We start from the raw sequence: 16,930 nt of genomic DNA on the forward strand, positions 1-16,930 counted from the left end.
TTACGGCCAACTGAAATCGTTTCTTGTAATGTTTCTTCCAGTTGATTAAAATGACTATCTAATCGGTCCAATTCTTCAGTGATGTCCACACGTTCTGCGAATATCGCTACTTCGGCAAGTAGACGATCTTCTAACAACGCTCCATCCGCCAGTTGAGAAATTCTTTCCGATAATCGTGTACGATATTTTTCTACAGCAAGAGAGGCACATGAACGAATGTGGTTCACTTGTTCCACTAACTGTTCTTTATATTGTACAACAACATCATGCAATTCTTGCCCTTCACGCTCACGCATTTGAATGAGCTGTTCAAGTGCTTGTGAAATAGCCTTTTCAACAGCACAGAGTAAATCCTCAGGTGTAAGCTGTGGCTTTTCCTGTACAAGCGCTTGTTCAAGCGATAGTAGCTCTTGCATTGTCCATTTTTCTTCTAGTGGTACTTTACTTGCTAATTGCTCTTTTGCCTTACGATACGCTTCAATTAATGACCAATTAATTTCAATAGATTGCTCGACGTTCTCTAAATCCTTAACATAAACCATCACATCAATTTTGCCACGTGACAAAGCTTGCGAAATTAATTTCTTTGCAAAAATTTCTGCTTCAAGCCATTCTTTCGGGAATTTTGCATTAATTTCTAAAAATCGATGGTTGACCGAGCGCATTTCTACGGTTAATTGAAAGTCTGTTGTTGTTGTGACACCTCTGCCAAAACCAGTCATACTACGCACCAAGGTTCGTCACACCTTTCTTTGCATACTGGGATTATTATAACATAAGCTCTGTCATTTATGACGTGTCTCTCCGTAAAAAATTAGATCAATTTCGCCTTGGCGTAATCGCGTCCGGAGGCTCTATCTTCATTCAGTAGGTGGATAAACACCTGCTGAATGAAGATAGAGCAAAAGTTAATTCTACCACATATGAAGCTATATTTTAATATTCACCTAAAAAATGCTATGATAAACATAAGAAAAAACTCATCACCAAAAGAAGAGCTGACCTTTGGTAAAATTTATGCCATGTCCAGAAGTTGATTGAAGTGGAGACTGGGCGACTCCTCGGGAATCAGCAATAGAGGAAAGAAGGCTAAAACCATCACTTCCTGTGATAACGCCTTCGTGACCAGCATCGTGCTGGCCCACCGCCCCCAGGAAGCTTTGCTCTGTGCGATAGCGTAGCGACAGCAACAACAAATGTTTTATCTGCGCGAAAGCGAAGCGTCAACAACAAAGCGCCCAGCCGTAACGAAAATCAACCACAAACTATGGTGATGAGCATATAAATGGATTTAACTATAAGGTGTGTTGATTAAGAAAACCTTGTTATGCTATCGAGCGATTTTTTGTTGATATTTTGCTTAAATGTGCCCATTTTTAGCAGATTGTAGTGAAGGGCTACTTGACTCCCGCGGGAAAGCGAGACAGACGAGACCCTGCACGGAGCGAAGTGGAGGAAGCGGCTCGACGCTCGCCCGCAGGAAAGCAAGTAGCACGTAACGGAAATCTGCACCTTTTATGTAATTTGCAATAGAAATGGTTAATCAATACACCTGTTAAAATATAAAATACGAAAGTACCAAGGATGCTTATATCGTTGGAAAGAGGAATTCATATGGCATTTGATGGCTTATTTACTTATTCAATGGCAGCCGACTTACAACAATTAGTAACAGGTCGGATCACTAAAATACATCAACCAAACGCTCAGGAAGTTGTTCTACATATCCGTGCGAACGGAAGCAATCATAAATTACTTTATTCGATTCATCCTTCTTACGCACGTGTTCACCTTACCGAGCAATCTATAGAAAATCCAGCAGAACCCCCTATGTTTTGTATGCTGTTGAGAAAGCATTTAGAGGGTGGTTTTATTTCTTCTATTAAACAGCACGATTTTGATCGAATTATAATAGTAGAAATTGAAAGTAAAAATGAAATAGGCGACCCTATTGTAAGGGAATTACATGCTGAAATTATGGGCCGCCACAGTAACCTGTTATTAATAGATAAGGAACAGGGAAAAATAGTCGACAGCTTAAAGCATTTGTCACCTTCCGTGAATAGTTTCCGTACAGTTTTACCTGGTCAGCCTTATATCGCACCGCCCGCACAGAATAAATGGCACCCTCTAGCAGTAACCGACGAACAGCTTACACTGTTTTTCTCTGAACCAAAAACGGCTAAGGAAGTAGTTTCGCAATTTATTGGTTTCTCTCCTATACATGCTGAGGAATTATTATTCCGATTAGCAGATACAGATGATCGTGTAAATTGCTTTAAAAATTTTATAGCTTCCTTTAATAATGGTGGAACAAAGCCGATGTATGTAATCGCAAATAATAAAACGTACTTCTCACCAATCGCGCTTACACATTTACAAGGAGATGTAACGATTTATCCAAATGTCCATGAGCTACTTGACCGTGTATTCTTCGCTCGAGCTGAGCGTGATCGTGTTAAACAGCAGGCTGGTGATTTGGAGCGATGGCTACAAAATGAAATTGACAAGCTTATATTAAAAACTAAAAAGTTAAATAAAGACTACGAACGCGCATCTAAGCTAGATCAGTTTCAATTATTTGGAGAATTACTGATGGCGAATGTTTACGCGTTTGAAAAAGGTGTAAAGGAAGTAACTGTCACTAACTATTATAGTGAAACTGGGGATGAAGAAATCACCATTCCAGTGAGTGAACGTAAAACACCTGTTGAAAATGCTCAAAGCTATTACACAAAATACACAAAAGCAAAAAATGCCCTTATTATGGTTCAAGAACAGTTAGAAAAAACGAAAGAAGAAATTGCCTATTTCGAAATGCTTGCTCAGCAGGTACAACAAGCTGCTCCTGGAGATATTGAAGAAATTCGCGAAGAATTAGCAGAACAAGGTTATTTGAAATTACGCCATGCACGAAAAAAGAAAAAACAAGCGAAGCCTGAGCCTGAACGTTATGTCTCTTCAACAGGTGTAGCGATCTCTGTAGGAAAAAATAACAAACAAAATGACATGCTTACATTTAAAATTGCTAAACGCACAGATATTTGGTTGCATACGAAGGATATTCCAGGCTCACATGTTGTCATCCATACAAGTGAACCTGACGAAACAACATTACGAGAAGCTGCAACACTTGCTGCCTATTTTTCAAAAGCAAGAGACTCTTCCTCTGTTCCAGTAGATTACACAGAAATACGTCAGGTAAAAAAGCCAAATGGCGCTAAACCCGGGTTTGTAATTTACTTTGAACAAAAGACTGTATACATCGACCCTGATGAAACTGTCATTTTACAGTTAAAAAAACAATCTTAAAGGTTGAGGCTAGGACATAACTGGATAAAACCTTAAAAAGCGCGAGAAATCAATTTTAGAAATGTTGATTTCTCACGCTTTTCTTATGTAATTTTTTTGGTTGTTAAAGTTATATAGCGATTTAATCGTAAAACTCCATATTCAGTATTTTGTGGGGAGCTTCAATACGTCTCGTCATCTCCATGGGGAGCTTACCTCAATGATGAAATGTATCGTATTCAATTTTTATGACAATGACCACGAAATCTGTACTATACGACTATTAAATTCCCCTTTATCTTGATTGATTTTTGTATCTATTGTTCCTTATTATAATAACCCTAAAAAAACTGATGATATTCCGTACTGTTTATTCCGAGGTTATTGACTTCCCCCCTTCTAAATGGCTAAATTTAAATAAAAAGTAAATAGTATTCCAGAAAGGACGTATCTTTATGTCTGTAGGCAAAAAATTAAGCTTTGGTTTTTTAACCATCATTCTGACCTTAATTATTTCATTAGTCATTATGTTTATTCAATTCTCAAACATTGATAAGAAGGTAGAAAATGCACTAGAAAACCGTGTAACGCTAGTAGAATTAGCTAATAATATTCAAACTGAACGAGCAATGCAAGGTCTTTACATTCGGGCAATACTCCTTGAAGACTCAGCAGCTAATAAAGATAACTTTACAAAGCATGCTAGAATGCTAGATGCGCATGTAAAAGAGATCAATGAAAAATCTGATTCATCCGAAATGGAGACCTATGCAAAGGATCTAAATACATATAATGAAGCTTTTAACAAAGCAGCTGAAGAAGCATTAGCACTTCATGATGCTGGAAAATTAGAAGAAGCGATACAAAAAGTTAATGGCGCTGTTCAAAAAGCAAATACAGATTTGTTAGCAGTATCAGAGAAAATTGTAAGTTATCAAAAAAATCAACTTGATATTGTCACGAAAGCATCTAAACAAGCAGTATCAAATTCTCAAACAATCTCAATCATTGCTATCATTATTGGTGTAATACTTGGGGTATCTCTGATGTATTATGTACAGCGTACAATTTCACGACCTTTGAAATCCGTTGTTATGGCTGCCAATAATATTGCTAATGGTGAATTATATCATCAAGATCTTTCTCATCAATCTAAAGATGAAATCGGTCAGCTTTCTACAGCCTTTAACATAATGAAAAGTAGCTTACGAGGTTTATTAACACATATCCAAGGCAATGCGGAACATTTATCAGCTTCTGCTGAAGAGCTATCCGCCTCTATCGAAGAAATTTCTGCTTCTGCTGATGAGATTACTGAACGCATTAACGAGACAGCGAATGCAGCATCTACTGCTACAATTGCTTCCAATGAGAGTGCACATGCAATGGATGAAACAGCACTAGGTGTACAACGTATAGCAGAAGCAACTCAACAACTTCACCAAAGCGCAGTAACAACAACTGAATTGGCGAATAACGGTAATAGTACAGTTGATGAAGCTCAACAACAAATGAACGTGATTTATGATTCTACTCAAACGATTAACAAGCTCGTTCAAAAGTTAAGTAAGCAATCAGAAGAAATAGGCAATATAACTACAGTAATTACAGCCATCACAGATCAAACGAATTTATTAGCGCTCAACGCTGCAATCGAAGCTGCACGTGCAGGTGAACACGGTAAAGGCTTCGCTGTTGTAGCAGATGAAGTTCGTAAGCTAGCAGAAGAATCAAAGCAATCAGCCAATCAAATCGTTACGTTAACACAAGAAATCCAAGAAGATACACAAAATGTAGAGAAGGCTGTCGAAGATGGGCTACATTCTGTCACAGATGGTGTGAGAATTATTGGCGATGCTGGCAACTCTTTCGAAGCAATCGCAAAAGCGATCACTACAATGACAGATCAAATAGAAGACATTTCATCTACTACTGAAGAAATCTCTGCAAGCGCTGAACAAGTAGCAGCCTCTGTTGCAGAAATTGCTCAGGGCGCTTCTTCTAGTGAAGCCAATACACAGCTCATTGCTGAAGCTAGTAAGGAACAAGCAGCAACAATGCAACAAGTAAATCAGGTTGCTACAGATTTAAGTGAAAAATCCTCGGACTTACAAACCCAAATTAATCAATTTAAGCTTTAAACATTTAAGCAGAGTATTTCTATAATCGAAATGCTCTGCTTTATTAATGTTTATCTACATTCCTGATATCGAAAGCGCGAGTGCAATGGAGCTACCATAGTTAAGGAGACTAACAACATATACGCTAATAACCCTTCGCTCGCCTAAGGAAACGTTCACCTTTAACTACCGTTAACCGTACTTTTCTGTTTATTTTTAGGAAGACTACCATTTAACTTAGTAAATATGGTAAAATGGACCATATAAAGAAATGCAGTAATTCTCTACTCATCAAGTTCTACCTACACATTGTTTAGTAACTTTATGTAGGAGCTTTCCTCCTAAGCAAGACAATTGGATTTCTCCATAAAACAATACAAAAAAACATATGCATTTCTCCATTTATTACATGTCAAATCCTGCATTCATATAATTGATTCAATGCACTGTTTTTTATACATCATTGTATATTCAAGTAATGTGTAAGTTATTTCAAAAAAACAAATTTTACTTAAATACCCGATATTTATTCTTTAAGTGAGGCACATTTTGCTCTAATTTTCCTTTCTTCTCTTTTATACTGGTTAATCTAAAAAAAATACAAAACAAGTTTCTTATATATCATTAATAGATAAAAATATTCATTCTTCGGGAATAAAAATTACAAAAAATCCCTACTCAGGAATATAAATCACTCAGTTTTACTACGATTTTCTACAAATCTACATAAATTTCTTATATATCACACACATGACTTTTGATTCATTTTTCAGATAATAATATCATTATCTGAAGAATACGAATTTTCGATATAGTGAGTTACTTTTTGATTTTTATTCCATTTTTGATATATACAATAAATAAACATCATTTTTTTATCATGAAAGCGCTTTCTTAATTTAAAGTGATAAACCGAAAAAAATTATCATCTTCGAAAATGTCAGATAATACTATATAAATTGGAATATTTTTTATTTTGTACACAATGATTTTTTTGGTATATTAAATAAGAGCTTCATAGAAGGCTTAAAAATGTATAAGGGGGATTTACATGAATAAAAACAAAAAGTTTTTATTATTAACTGTCCTTGCAGTATTCTCATTAGTACTAGCTGCATGTGGCTTCGGTGGTGAAAAGTCTGAGAATTCTTCATCTTCAGACGACGGAAAAGATTCTGGTTCAAAAACTAAAGAAATTAACTTAGCAATTGCTTCAGAACCACCATCTTTAAACCCAGGACTTGCAGAGGATACTACATCTAGTGCTATCTTAATTAACATTTTTGAGGGTCTAACCGTTTCAGACGCTAATGGTGATCCTACTCCAGGTATGGCGGAGAATTGGGAAATGAGTGATGATAAAAAGACTTATACTTTCCACTTACGTGATGCAAAATGGTCAAATGGTGATTCAGTTGTAGCAGGTGACTTCGAATATGCTTGGAAATGGGCGTTAAATCCAGAAAACCTTTCTGCGTATGCTTCTATTTTCTACCCAATTAAAGGGGCTCAAGCTTACAACGAAGGAAACGGTTCTGCAGATGGCGTTGGTATCAAAGCTGAAGATGACAAAACTTTAGTTGTAACTTTAGAAAACCCAACTCCATATTTCCTAGAATTAACAGGATTTAAAACTTATTTACCAGTTAACCAAAAAGTGACTGAAGCTAATAAAGAATGGTATGCAGACGCTGGTAAAGATTACGTAACAAATGGTCCTTATACATTAGGCGATTGGAAACACAGCGATTCTATCGTTCTTACAAAAAATGAAGATTATTGGGATGCATCAAATGTTGATATTGATACTGTAAATATTGCTATGATTGAAAAAGAATCAGTTGTTGCTACTAATTATAAAGCTGGCAAGCTTGACTATATCGGTGCTCCATTCCAAACAGTAGATCTTAATGTAATTGATGAATTCAAAAAAGATAAATCTTTAAGAATTAAAGACCAAGCAAGTATTTATTGGTATAAATTCAATACAAAAGACAAAATTATGGCTAATGCAAATATCCGTAAAGCTCTTACTTTAGCAATCGATCGTCAAACATTAATTGACAATGTAACTAAAGGTGAACAAAAACCGGCTACAGGTATGGTTCCTGTAGTAATCCCTGGATTTGAAAATGACCGTGGTTACATGAAAGATAATGATGTTGATGGAGCAAAAGCTGCTCTTGAAGCTGGGATGAAAGAACTTGGTATTAAAGACCCTAAAGATATTAAAGTTAACATTTCATTTAACACTTCTGAAGCACATGCGGCAATCGCTCAATATATTCAAGAAGAATGGAGCAAAAAACTTGGTATTTCATCTCAGTTAGATAACTCAGAATGGCAAGTTTATATTGATAAATTAAAAACTGGTGATTATCAAATTGGTCGTATGGGCTGGGTAGCTGACTATAAAGATCCATATACATTCCTTGAAACGTTCGATACGGCTAAAAACGGTAACAACCAAACAGGCTGGGAAAATGCTCAATACAAAGGTTTATTGAACAAAGCAGTTGCTGAGGTAGATGAAGCAAAACGTATGGATTATTTAAAACAAGCGGAAGCAATTATTATGAAAGAATTACCAGTTGCACCTATTTACTACTACACTAACTTGTCAGTAGTTAAAAAGAATATTGAAAACTTAGATCCAAATCCAACTGGTGATATTCACCTTAAATATGTAAAGATGAAATAATAATTTCTTTTAAGCTCTAAGCGGAGAGCTGCCTCGTAGCCACTGCGGCGCGAGTCAGCTCTTTTTAAAATACGAAGGCACTATTTTGTCAGATAATTGACAAATTGAAGGAGGAGTTTTATGTGATTAAATATATTTTGAAAAGGCTGATGTATATACTTCTCGCGCTTTTCGTCATCGTAACGGCTACGTTTTTCTTATTACGTCTTGCCCCAGGTAACCCTTTTGCATCTGAGCGTAATTTCCCTCCTCAAATAGAGGAAAAGTTAAACGAAACGTATGGATTAAATAACCCTTGGTATATTCAATACAAAGATTATTTAATCGATGCGGCCACTTTTAATTTCGGTGAATCTATGAAATATAAAGCGCGTTCTACGAATGATATGATTGCAGAAGGCTTCCCTGTATCTTTAACTTTAGGAATTGAAGCGATGCTGCTAGCGATTGGATTTGGTGTATTAATCGGCGTAATTGCAGCGCTTTATCATAATAAGTTCCCAGATTATTTGGCAACGACCTTTGCGGTGCTTGGAATTTCCGTTCCATCTTTTATATTAGCTGGACTCATGCAATATTTCCTTGCATACAAACTTCAGTTATTCCCAATTAGCGGATGGAAAGGTTTTAGTTATAGTATATTGCCAGCCTTAGCTATTGCATTAACGCATATGGGCTTTATCGCTAAACTGATACGTTCAAGTATGCTTGAACAAAATAATAGTGATTACGTAAAAATGGCTCGTGCAAAAGGTATAGGCAAATGGACAATTGTCTTCCGCCATACTTTACGTAACGCCCTCTTACCAGTTGTTACTTATTTAGGTCCATTAACTGCTGCTGTTGTTACAGGTAGCTTCATCGTAGAGCAAATTTTTGCGGTTCCTGGATTAGGTAAACACTTTGTGCAAAGTATTACGAACCGTGATTATACAGTTATTATGGGGACAACCGTGTTCTACGCAATCATTCTTTTATTTGCGGTCTTCATCGTAGATATTTTATATAGCGTGATCGATCCGCGAATTAGACTGAAAGGAGCGAAAAAGTAATGACACAGCAACAAATCGAAAAAGATAAATTTAAAATTGTTGGCGGAAATCATGAAGCAACTGAAAAATTAACAGATAAATCTGCCTCCTTTTGGAAGGAAGTATTTATTCGTTTTTCCCATAATAAAATGGCGATTTTCGGTTTAATCGCTTTAATAGTTATTGTTTTAATGGCTACATTTGTGCCGATGTTTTCACAATACCACTATAGTGATCAATTAGGTGCTTATAATGCCCCACCATCATCAGAATTTTGGTTTGGTACAGATGATTTAGGTCGAGATATTTTCGTTCGTGTATGGGCAGGCGCTCGTATTTCTTTATTCATCGGCTTTGCTGCGGCAATTATTGACTTGTTCATTGGCGTATTATGGGGAAGTATTTCTGGTTTGGCAGGCGGTCGTGTTGACAATATTATGATGCGTATTGCCGATGTTTTAACAGCTGTTCCTTACCTTTTAGTTGTAATCGTACTTTTAGTAGTATTAGAACAAGGTGTTATACCAATGATTATCGCATTATCCATTACAGGTTGGATTAATATGGCCCGTATTGTACGTGGTGAAGTATTATCTATTAAAAATCAAGAGTATGTTTTAGCGGCTCGTACTCTGGGCGCAAGAACAGGACATTTAATTTTAAAACATCTAGTGCCAAATGCACTTGGTGCGATTTTAGTATCAATGACATTAACTGTGCCAACTGCTATTTTTACAGAGTCTTTCCTTAGTTATCTAGGACTTGGGGTTCCTGCTCCACAAGCCTCTTGGGGAACAATGGCTTCTGAAGGAAATGGCGCGATTGCAAATGCTCCTTGGCGTTTAATATTCCCTGCACTGTTCATTTCACTAACAATCTTTGCGTTTAACGCAATTGGTGACGGCTTACGTGATGCATTAGATCCAAAACTACGTAAATAAGGAGGTGGCCGAAAATGAGTAAAACAATTTTAGAAGTAAAAGATTTAAAAATAAACTTTAAAACGTATGCAGGACTTGTTCATGCTGTTCGTGGTGTAAACTTTGACTTAAAAGAAGGTGAAACACTAGCAATCGTTGGTGAATCCGGTTCTGGTAAAAGTGTTACGAGTAACGCATTAATGAAACTAATTCCACAGCCACCTGGTATTTATGAGTCAGGGCAAATATTATTTAATGGCCGTGATTTAGTGCCTTTAAGCGATAAAGAAATGTCAAAAGTACGCGGAAATGAAATTGCAATGATTTTCCAAGATCCAATGACAAGCTTAAATCCGACTATGAAGGTCGGACGTCAAATAACTGAAGTAATTTTGAAACATAAAAAAGTATCAAAAGCTGATGCTAAAAAACGTGCAATCGAACTTTTAACGCAGGTAGGTATCCCCTTCCCTGAAAAACGTTATAACCAATACCCGCATGAATTTTCAGGCGGTATGCGTCAACGTGTTGTTATTGCCATCGCACTTGCAGCTGATCCTAAGCTTCTAATTGCTGATGAACCAACAACAGCATTAGACGTTACTATTCAAGCGCAAATTTTAGAGCTAATGAAAGAAATCCAAAAAACTTCGAAAACATCGATCATTTTCATTACCCACGATTTAGGTGTCGTGGCAAACGTTGCCGACCGTGTTGCAGTTATGTATGCAGGTCAAATCGTTGAATATGGTACTGTTAATGATGTTTTCTATAATCCTAAGCATCCTTATACGTGGGGTTTGCTTGGTTCAATGCCAGACTTAGATAATGATACTGATGAGCTATTACGTACAATTCCTGGTTCACCACCAGATCTTACAAACCCTCCGAAGGGCGATGCGTTTGCCGCTCGTAATGAATTTGCAATGGCTATTGACTATGAGCAAGAACCACCGATGTTCCAAGTAAGTGAAACACACTTTGCAAAAACTTGGTTGATGCATCCTGACGCACCAAAAATTCCGCTTCCAGATGCGGTTGCTAAACGTATTGAAGGATATTTAGCAAAGGAGGCACAATCAAATGACTAAAACGGGCGCAAAGAAAATTTTAGAAATTAAAAATTTAAAGCAGCATTTCGGTTCAGCAAATAACCCTATTAAAGCTGTTGACGGTATTAGCTTCGATGTATACGAAGGTGAAACACTCGGTCTTGTAGGAGAATCCGGCTGTGGTAAATCAACAACGGGTCGTTCTATTATACGCCTGTACGACATTACCGATGGGGAAATTACTTTCGAAGGCGAAAACGTCCATGGGAAAAAATCAAAAAATGACTTAAAGAAATTCAATCGTCAAATGCAAATGATTTTCCAAGATCCATACGCTTCATTAAATCCTCGTATGACAGCCGGAGAAATCATTAGTGAAGGCTTTACTATTCACGGTCTTTACAAAGATAAAAAAGAGCGTCGTGAAAAAGTTAATCAACTGTTAGAGGCTGTTGGCTTAAATAAAGAGCACGCAAACCGTTATGCACACGAATTCTCGGGCGGTCAACGTCAACGTATTGGAATTGCTCGTGCGCTAAGCTTAGATCCTAAATTTATTATCGCCGATGAACCTATTTCTGCACTTGACGTTTCAATTCAAGCGCAAGTTGTTAATTTATTAAAAGAACTGCAAAAAGAACGTGGCTTAACATATCTTTTCATTGCCCATGACCTATCAATGGTTAAATATATCAGTGACCGTATCGCTGTTATGTACCGTGGTAAAATCTTGGAAATCGGTAAAGCAGATGATATTTATAATCACCCTGTTCATCCGTATACAAAATCATTATTATCAGCAATTCCACTTCCTGACCCTATGTCAGAAAAACGCCGTCAACGTATTCCGTACAAGCATACAGAGGTTGACGATAGCGCAGCATACCACGAAGTTGGCAATCAGCATTACGTTTATGGTACTGCAGATCTTGTGAAAACTTGGGTTGCTAATCGATAAAACACTAACTCCCGTCTACAGTATAAACGCTGTGATGGGAGTTAGTATTTTCATTATTGTATCTGAAAATATTTGAAAATCTTGTGATATAACTAAACTTATCACGCCAATCAGAAAGACTAATTTGTTCAGAAGAAAATGAATTAAGTTTCAATTCCCCTTCGTTTTAAAATTAACTTTTCAAAAAAATCCAATCCATATTTTCCCTTTCGTTTAACAAAATAGATAATATTACTATGTATACACTTATAGTTCCGTCTAAAATCCCCTCCTTGTATTCAATATAGTTTTCTTCTAACGAGCGATCCGGAAATGAATTGAAATTATTAAAATCTGAATTGTCATGTAATATAGTTAGTAACTTTAAAATGTGTTCAATAAATTTGATATTTCCAGATTCTTTATATATCAAGAAGGTTTCATAAATTATCCCTGAAACACCGTGGCAAAATACGGTAGAAACCTTTCCTTTCTCTAAATTTAAAGAGTTGAGGAACATGTTGTAATTATTAATATATTTTTCTTTAAGTAACATATCATCTATTGCCTTAGATGCTAAAATCATTGATCTAGTAATCCCCGTTAGACCGTAACACCAAGAGGAATTAATATATTTTTTATGTCTATGTGTATTTATAAAAGGTAAGCGTTCAGGGAAAGTAAGTACACCTAATGTTTTGAATGTATTTTTTTCAAAAAACGCTACTAGATTAACTATAGTTAGATTCAATTTTTCAACTTCAAATTTTTCTAGTTTGACTATTGATAAAATTGATAAAATGCCTGATAAACCATGTGCGGTTCCCAAGTTAACAGAATCATTTTTATTTGCAAAATCACCAGAAAGTTTATCCATTTCAGATTCTGCAAATAATATTATCTTACTAACTAGTTCATTTATTAACTGATTAATATTATTATTTTCTTTAAAAAATAGCATATATCTAACTACACCTGATATTCCAGAAATAACATCATATATTGAGACGTCAGATTCTGAAGGGAATTCATTTAGTAATTTTCTAATTCGATTTTCTAAAACTTCATTTAATGATTTTAAGTATTGTTGGTATCTACCCTCTTTTGCTAAAGATAAAACTGATGCCCCAATTCCACTTATTCCACGGTAAAGTGATACATCTATAATATTAAAATCTATCTTTTTATTTAATATTTCTAAATGCCTGTGTGCATAATAGTCCCAATTATTTTTCGGATACAACTTATCTAAACTTGCATAAAAAATACAAAGTCCCGGAATCCCATGACTAAGAGTATGAATACTTTGATCTTCAAAATTTGTTTTCAAAGTATTGTTAGCAAAGTTTTTCAGATGTTCTTCAAAAAGTATTGAACATTGTTTTTGAAGTTCTAAAGAAGAAGTATGCATTGGTTTTACCCCCATATACAATTTATAAAAATCACAAAAAATGTAATATGATGTAAGAAGAACTTGAAGTTTATTTAATTTTTCTCAAGAAATTTTAATAAACTATACATTAGTTGATTTTCTTTTTCTCTATATATAATCATTAATCTATTTACATTCATATGAATTACTGATAGGACAATATCATTCATATCAAATCCTTCTAATTGAGCAATTTCTAACTCTTTAGAGAATTGTTTAAGCACACATGCTCTAAATTTTGAAACTTCTTCAGATTCGAAATTAGAATCATCTATCCCTGAATTTTCTAAAATATAATCTTTGAAACTTAATTTCAATATTTTTTTATTTAACCTATGTAGGTCTAAATATTGATTTATAAGTTTAATCTGCTTATCTTTTTCGAAACCAATATCCTGTAATAAACACTTTACCGAAAAAATAATTATTTTCTCAATAGGTTCCCCAATTTTATTGTTTAGATTTAATAACTCTAAACAATATTGGCTGTCTGCAAAAAATACTTCATGAAATCGTTCTTCTAATCGTTGCCCACCATATCTCATATATTCTGGATAATACGTATCAATACTTAAACTATCTATAAAATTCTCTTCAATATATTTTTTTATCCAATCATACATAAATGAAAATACAAAATTAAAATTTGTTGAGTCTACTTTTATCCTCAGCCTAATATGAGGACGAGAATCAATATATCTTACATAGAAATAAGAATATATCTTATTTTCTTTCAATAATTTATTCATAGATGGTAATACAGACTTTATTAATAGCTCATCTTGATAATCTTCTTTAATATAAAGTTTATAATAAATCCAATCATCGCCAGGAATAATTTTCCTTTTGATTTCTGGATTATTATGCATTGTATTAAATTTCTTTTTAATACTCCTTTTATTCAATATAGATACTGTTAATTCTTCTTTAAATTGATTTTCTTTAATAGAATTAATATCAATTCCATAGTCTACTTCAGTAAAAATAAGCTTATTTAATTTAGAAAATTCTTTTCTTAAAATTTTTAAATGCAATGAATTATCTAAATTAAAATAAATTGTCGAATCTAAATTTTTCATTTCAACTATTCTTGGAACTTTGTACGTTTCTCTCCATTTGGAAATTGCATATTCCCAATCCTCATATTTGAACTGCTTCTCTAACTGCAGAATATACATGTCAATTCTCCATTGTTTTTTAGACAAAACAATATTTTTATATCTGATTCTAGGAGTAAATACAAATTTATTATAAAAAATCGGAAAGAAAGTTTGAAAAGGAATCTCCCCCTCTTTTCCTACGTCTAATAAAAATTTATATACCTCAGGAAAATAATTTACACCATTTAACATATTTGTTGTTTTAGGAACAATTAAGTTGTTTGTGTCAGAATTTTTCAAATATAATTCTCCATAATCATTAATTCCAGAAAGAATCGAACCAATTTTTATATTATTTTTTAATTTAGAAAAACCTGAAAGAATAGGTAATTCATGATCCCTAGGATTTATAGTTGAACTTATATTAGAAGCTCTTCCGTAAACACTTTGACAACCAACTTCAGCTATCTCATAATTATCTCCATAAATATTCTTTTCAAAATCATTTAATATTTCAATTTCCTTTATATATTTATCACTTAACAAAGGAAAAAATCTTCCTATTAATTGTCCAGCATTGTCAGAAAAATTATCATTATTAACTGTCAAATAAACAAGATCATTATTTTTGACTATTGAGAATAGCATATCAAATGACTCATATACATAGGAGAAGTCTATTTTTTGATACTGTTTAAACTTTATTATTTCGTTATCAGTTATCTCCAATTCTTCAAACCCTTGAAATAAAGCATTAGTGATTAAGCTTTCCATATAATTATAAATTGTATGATCCTCTACCTCATCTAAAGTTCTTGTCGTTATATTCTTTGTCGTATAATCAGTAATTTCAAGAGAATATAGTAATTCAACTAATTTTATTTCTGTATTGTAGCCATACTTTTCTATAAATACTTTTTTAAAGGTTTCTAAACTTTGATTGTGATTATGATTGTGATGAATTAAAAAAAGACTTAGTATATCAATTGCTTTCTTTATATCCTCATTACAGTTTCTTGGAAGCTCATAATCACTTTCAAATTTTAAATCTATATGTAAATAATCTTTACATTTATATAAATCCTCCATTTTCACTTTTATTTCATTCAATAACTCAATACTTTCAAACTTACCTAATTCCAAATCGGAATATTCTGAAATACATTCTTGTATTTTATAAAGCAATTGACACATTGGCTGATCTGCTAAATTATTTCTTTTAAAAAATAATAGTAAATCATCTAGACTATTTGCATTTGTTAAATTTGGACGCAAATTTGTATGTAATATTTCAAGGGATATTAATTGTTTCAAATAAGATTTAATTTCAGTCACATTAAAATCCGTATAAATATTTTTCAGCTCAAATAACAAAACAGAAAGTGGGATAAAGTCAGTTGCAATTAACCTTATTTTATTAATTAGCTCGCTATTCCGAATGGAAAAACCATTTTTTTCACCTTGTTCTTTATATCTATCAAATTGTCCGTACATCGTTTTGTACGGGAAAAATATCCTATCTCCCTCAAATAAATACATATCCACAAATTTAACATTTATAAAATCCCACAATTGTTCCTGAACTTCAATTTTTTCTATTACACCTAGTAACCACATCGAATCTACTCTTATATATTTATTATTTTTTTTTTCTGTTTGATTATTTAAAGAGGTATATGAAGTATTTTTTTGCGAAACTTCTTGAACTCCTGAAAAAAGGCCAAAAGGAGTTGATTTTGTAGAAATTCTTGCAAGGTATTTATATAAAGAGGTTATAATATTTCTTTTTTTCTTATCACTTTTATTGTTATATTTTTTTAATTCATTTAAGAGATTTGGATTAGCAAAATATATTGCTTCTTTAATAACTTGATTATTCAGAACTAAATTTATAATATTTTCTGGATTTGTTTCTAAGGATAATTTACTCATATAAAATGAAAGTGGGAATAATGGGGTTCTCACAACACTTAAATCCAATATACTCCAGTCTTTTTTCATAATTTAACCTCCCTATTCTATTAAAATCTCGGATTTAGCAAAAATATAAAGCGGCGAAAAGAAATAACTTTTCACCGCATTTATAATTATGGTCTTATTGGACAAGGTGGCTTAAAAGAAAGGTTAGCGTTAGCATCTTTAGAACTTGGTAGTTCTTGTTCTGGATGCGATATCTGTGGGCTTACTTCTGATACTTTTAAATCTAAATCAAAAATATCTCTTTTCATTTACCAATTCACCTCCTTCGAAAACACAATATTACAAAACTATAACTTAATTGTAATAAAAAGTAATAGATTTATCAAGTTATTTTTTAGAATATACAGAAAATTGATTCTTATGAAA

The 16,930-nt window shown here is 33.7% G+C and carries 11 protein-coding genes; 7 read left to right on the forward strand and 4 right to left on the reverse strand.

Features of this window, described 5'->3' with window-relative positions; all coding sequences use genetic code 11:
• Window positions 1-731 (reverse strand): YicC/YloC family endoribonuclease (locus ACMZ42_RS13195; protein WP_415731744.1); only part of this gene is annotated, 731 nt, incomplete at its 3' end.
• An 883-nt stretch (window positions 732-1,614) separates the two neighbouring features.
• Between ACMZ42_RS13195 and ACMZ42_RS13200 the strand changes: the two genes are divergently transcribed.
• The 7 genes from ACMZ42_RS13200 (at window position 1,615) to ACMZ42_RS13230 (ending at window position 12,073) form a co-directional block, all read left to right on the forward strand.
• Entirely contained in the window at window positions 1,615-3,312 is a 1,698-nt protein-coding gene (locus tag ACMZ42_RS13200) for an Rqc2 family fibronectin-binding protein (RefSeq protein WP_415731745.1), read from the forward strand.
• A 434-nt stretch (window positions 3,313-3,746) separates the two neighbouring features.
• Window positions 3,747-5,432: a methyl-accepting chemotaxis protein gene (locus tag ACMZ42_RS13205; protein WP_415731746.1), complete on the forward strand. Its 1,686-nt coding sequence runs from the start codon at window positions 3,747-3,749 to the stop codon at window positions 5,430-5,432.
• A gap of 1,030 nt (window positions 5,433-6,462) precedes the next feature.
• Window positions 6,463-8,112 carry a peptide ABC transporter substrate-binding protein gene (locus tag ACMZ42_RS13210; protein ID WP_415731747.1) on the forward strand — a complete coding sequence of 550 codons (1,650 nt, stop codon included), beginning with the start codon at window positions 6,463-6,465 and terminating at the stop codon, window positions 8,110-8,112.
• Between the two features lie 122 nt (window positions 8,113-8,234).
• Window positions 8,235-9,164: an ABC transporter permease gene (locus ACMZ42_RS13215; RefSeq protein WP_415731748.1), complete on the forward strand. Its 930-nt coding sequence runs from the start codon at window positions 8,235-8,237 to the stop codon at window positions 9,162-9,164.
• Window positions 9,164-10,084 carry an ABC transporter permease gene (locus ACMZ42_RS13220; RefSeq protein ID WP_415731749.1) on the forward strand — a complete coding sequence of 307 codons (921 nt, stop codon included), beginning with the start codon at window positions 9,164-9,166 and terminating at the stop codon, window positions 10,082-10,084. Before ACMZ42_RS13215 ends, ACMZ42_RS13220 begins: the two co-directional genes overlap by 1 nt.
• A gap of 14 nt (window positions 10,085-10,098) precedes the next feature.
• Window positions 10,099-11,154 carry an ABC transporter ATP-binding protein gene (locus ACMZ42_RS13225; RefSeq protein WP_415731750.1) on the forward strand — a complete coding sequence of 352 codons (1,056 nt, stop codon included), beginning with the start codon at window positions 10,099-10,101 and terminating at the stop codon, window positions 11,152-11,154.
• Window positions 11,147-12,073, forward strand: coding sequence for an ABC transporter ATP-binding protein (locus tag ACMZ42_RS13230; RefSeq protein ID WP_415731751.1), 927 nt, complete (start codon window positions 11,147-11,149; stop codon window positions 12,071-12,073). Before ACMZ42_RS13225 ends, ACMZ42_RS13230 begins: the two co-directional genes overlap by 8 nt.
• 172 nt (window positions 12,074-12,245) lie before the next feature.
• Here the strand turns inward: ACMZ42_RS13230 and ACMZ42_RS13235 are convergent, their stop codons facing one another.
• The 3 genes from ACMZ42_RS13235 to ACMZ42_RS13245 form a co-directional block, all read right to left on the reverse strand.
• The gene (locus ACMZ42_RS13235; protein ID WP_415731753.1) at window positions 12,246-13,463 is read right to left on the reverse strand and encodes a lanthionine synthetase C family protein; all 1,218 of its coding nucleotides are present in this window, start codon (window positions 13,461-13,463) and stop codon (window positions 12,246-12,248) included.
• 74 nt (window positions 13,464-13,537) lie between these two features.
• Entirely contained in the window at window positions 13,538-16,585 is a 3,048-nt protein-coding gene (locus ACMZ42_RS13240) for a lantibiotic dehydratase (protein ID WP_415731754.1), read from the reverse strand.
• 86 nt (window positions 16,586-16,671) lie between these two features.
• Window positions 16,672-16,812, reverse strand: coding sequence for a hypothetical protein (locus ACMZ42_RS13245; protein ID WP_370075284.1), 141 nt, complete (start codon window positions 16,810-16,812; stop codon window positions 16,672-16,674).
• Window positions 16,813-16,930 lie beyond the last annotated feature (118 nt).

This window comes from Lysinibacillus sp. NPDC056185, from assembly GCF_047737915.1.
Lineage (GTDB): Bacteria > Bacillota > Bacilli > Bacillales_A > Planococcaceae > Lysinibacillus.

What these genes read in the sequence shown, in the direction of transcription:
- ACMZ42_RS13240 (WP_415731754.1), bottom strand. Translation starts at nt 16,585, where the DNA reads ATGAAAAAAGACTGGAGTATATTGGATTTAAGTGTTGTGAGAACCCCA.
- ACMZ42_RS13200 (WP_415731745.1), top strand. Translation starts at nt 1,615, where the DNA reads ATGGCATTTGATGGCTTATTTACTTATTCAATGGCAGCCGACTTACAA.
- ACMZ42_RS13230 (WP_415731751.1), top strand. Translation starts at nt 11,147, where the DNA reads ATGACTAAAACGGGCGCAAAGAAAATTTTAGAAATTAAAAATTTAAAG.
- ACMZ42_RS13205 (WP_415731746.1), top strand. Translation starts at nt 3,747, where the DNA reads ATGTCTGTAGGCAAAAAATTAAGCTTTGGTTTTTTAACCATCATTCTG.
- ACMZ42_RS13225 (WP_415731750.1), top strand. Translation starts at nt 10,099, where the DNA reads ATGAGTAAAACAATTTTAGAAGTAAAAGATTTAAAAATAAACTTTAAA.
- ACMZ42_RS13220 (WP_415731749.1), top strand. Translation starts at nt 9,164, where the DNA reads ATGACACAGCAACAAATCGAAAAAGATAAATTTAAAATTGTTGGCGGA.
- ACMZ42_RS13235 (WP_415731753.1), bottom strand. Translation starts at nt 13,463, where the DNA reads ATGCATACTTCTTCTTTAGAACTTCAAAAACAATGTTCAATACTTTTT.
- ACMZ42_RS13245 (WP_370075284.1), bottom strand. Translation starts at nt 16,812, where the DNA reads ATGAAAAGAGATATTTTTGATTTAGATTTAAAAGTATCAGAAGTAAGC.
- ACMZ42_RS13210 (WP_415731747.1), top strand. Translation starts at nt 6,463, where the DNA reads ATGAATAAAAACAAAAAGTTTTTATTATTAACTGTCCTTGCAGTATTC.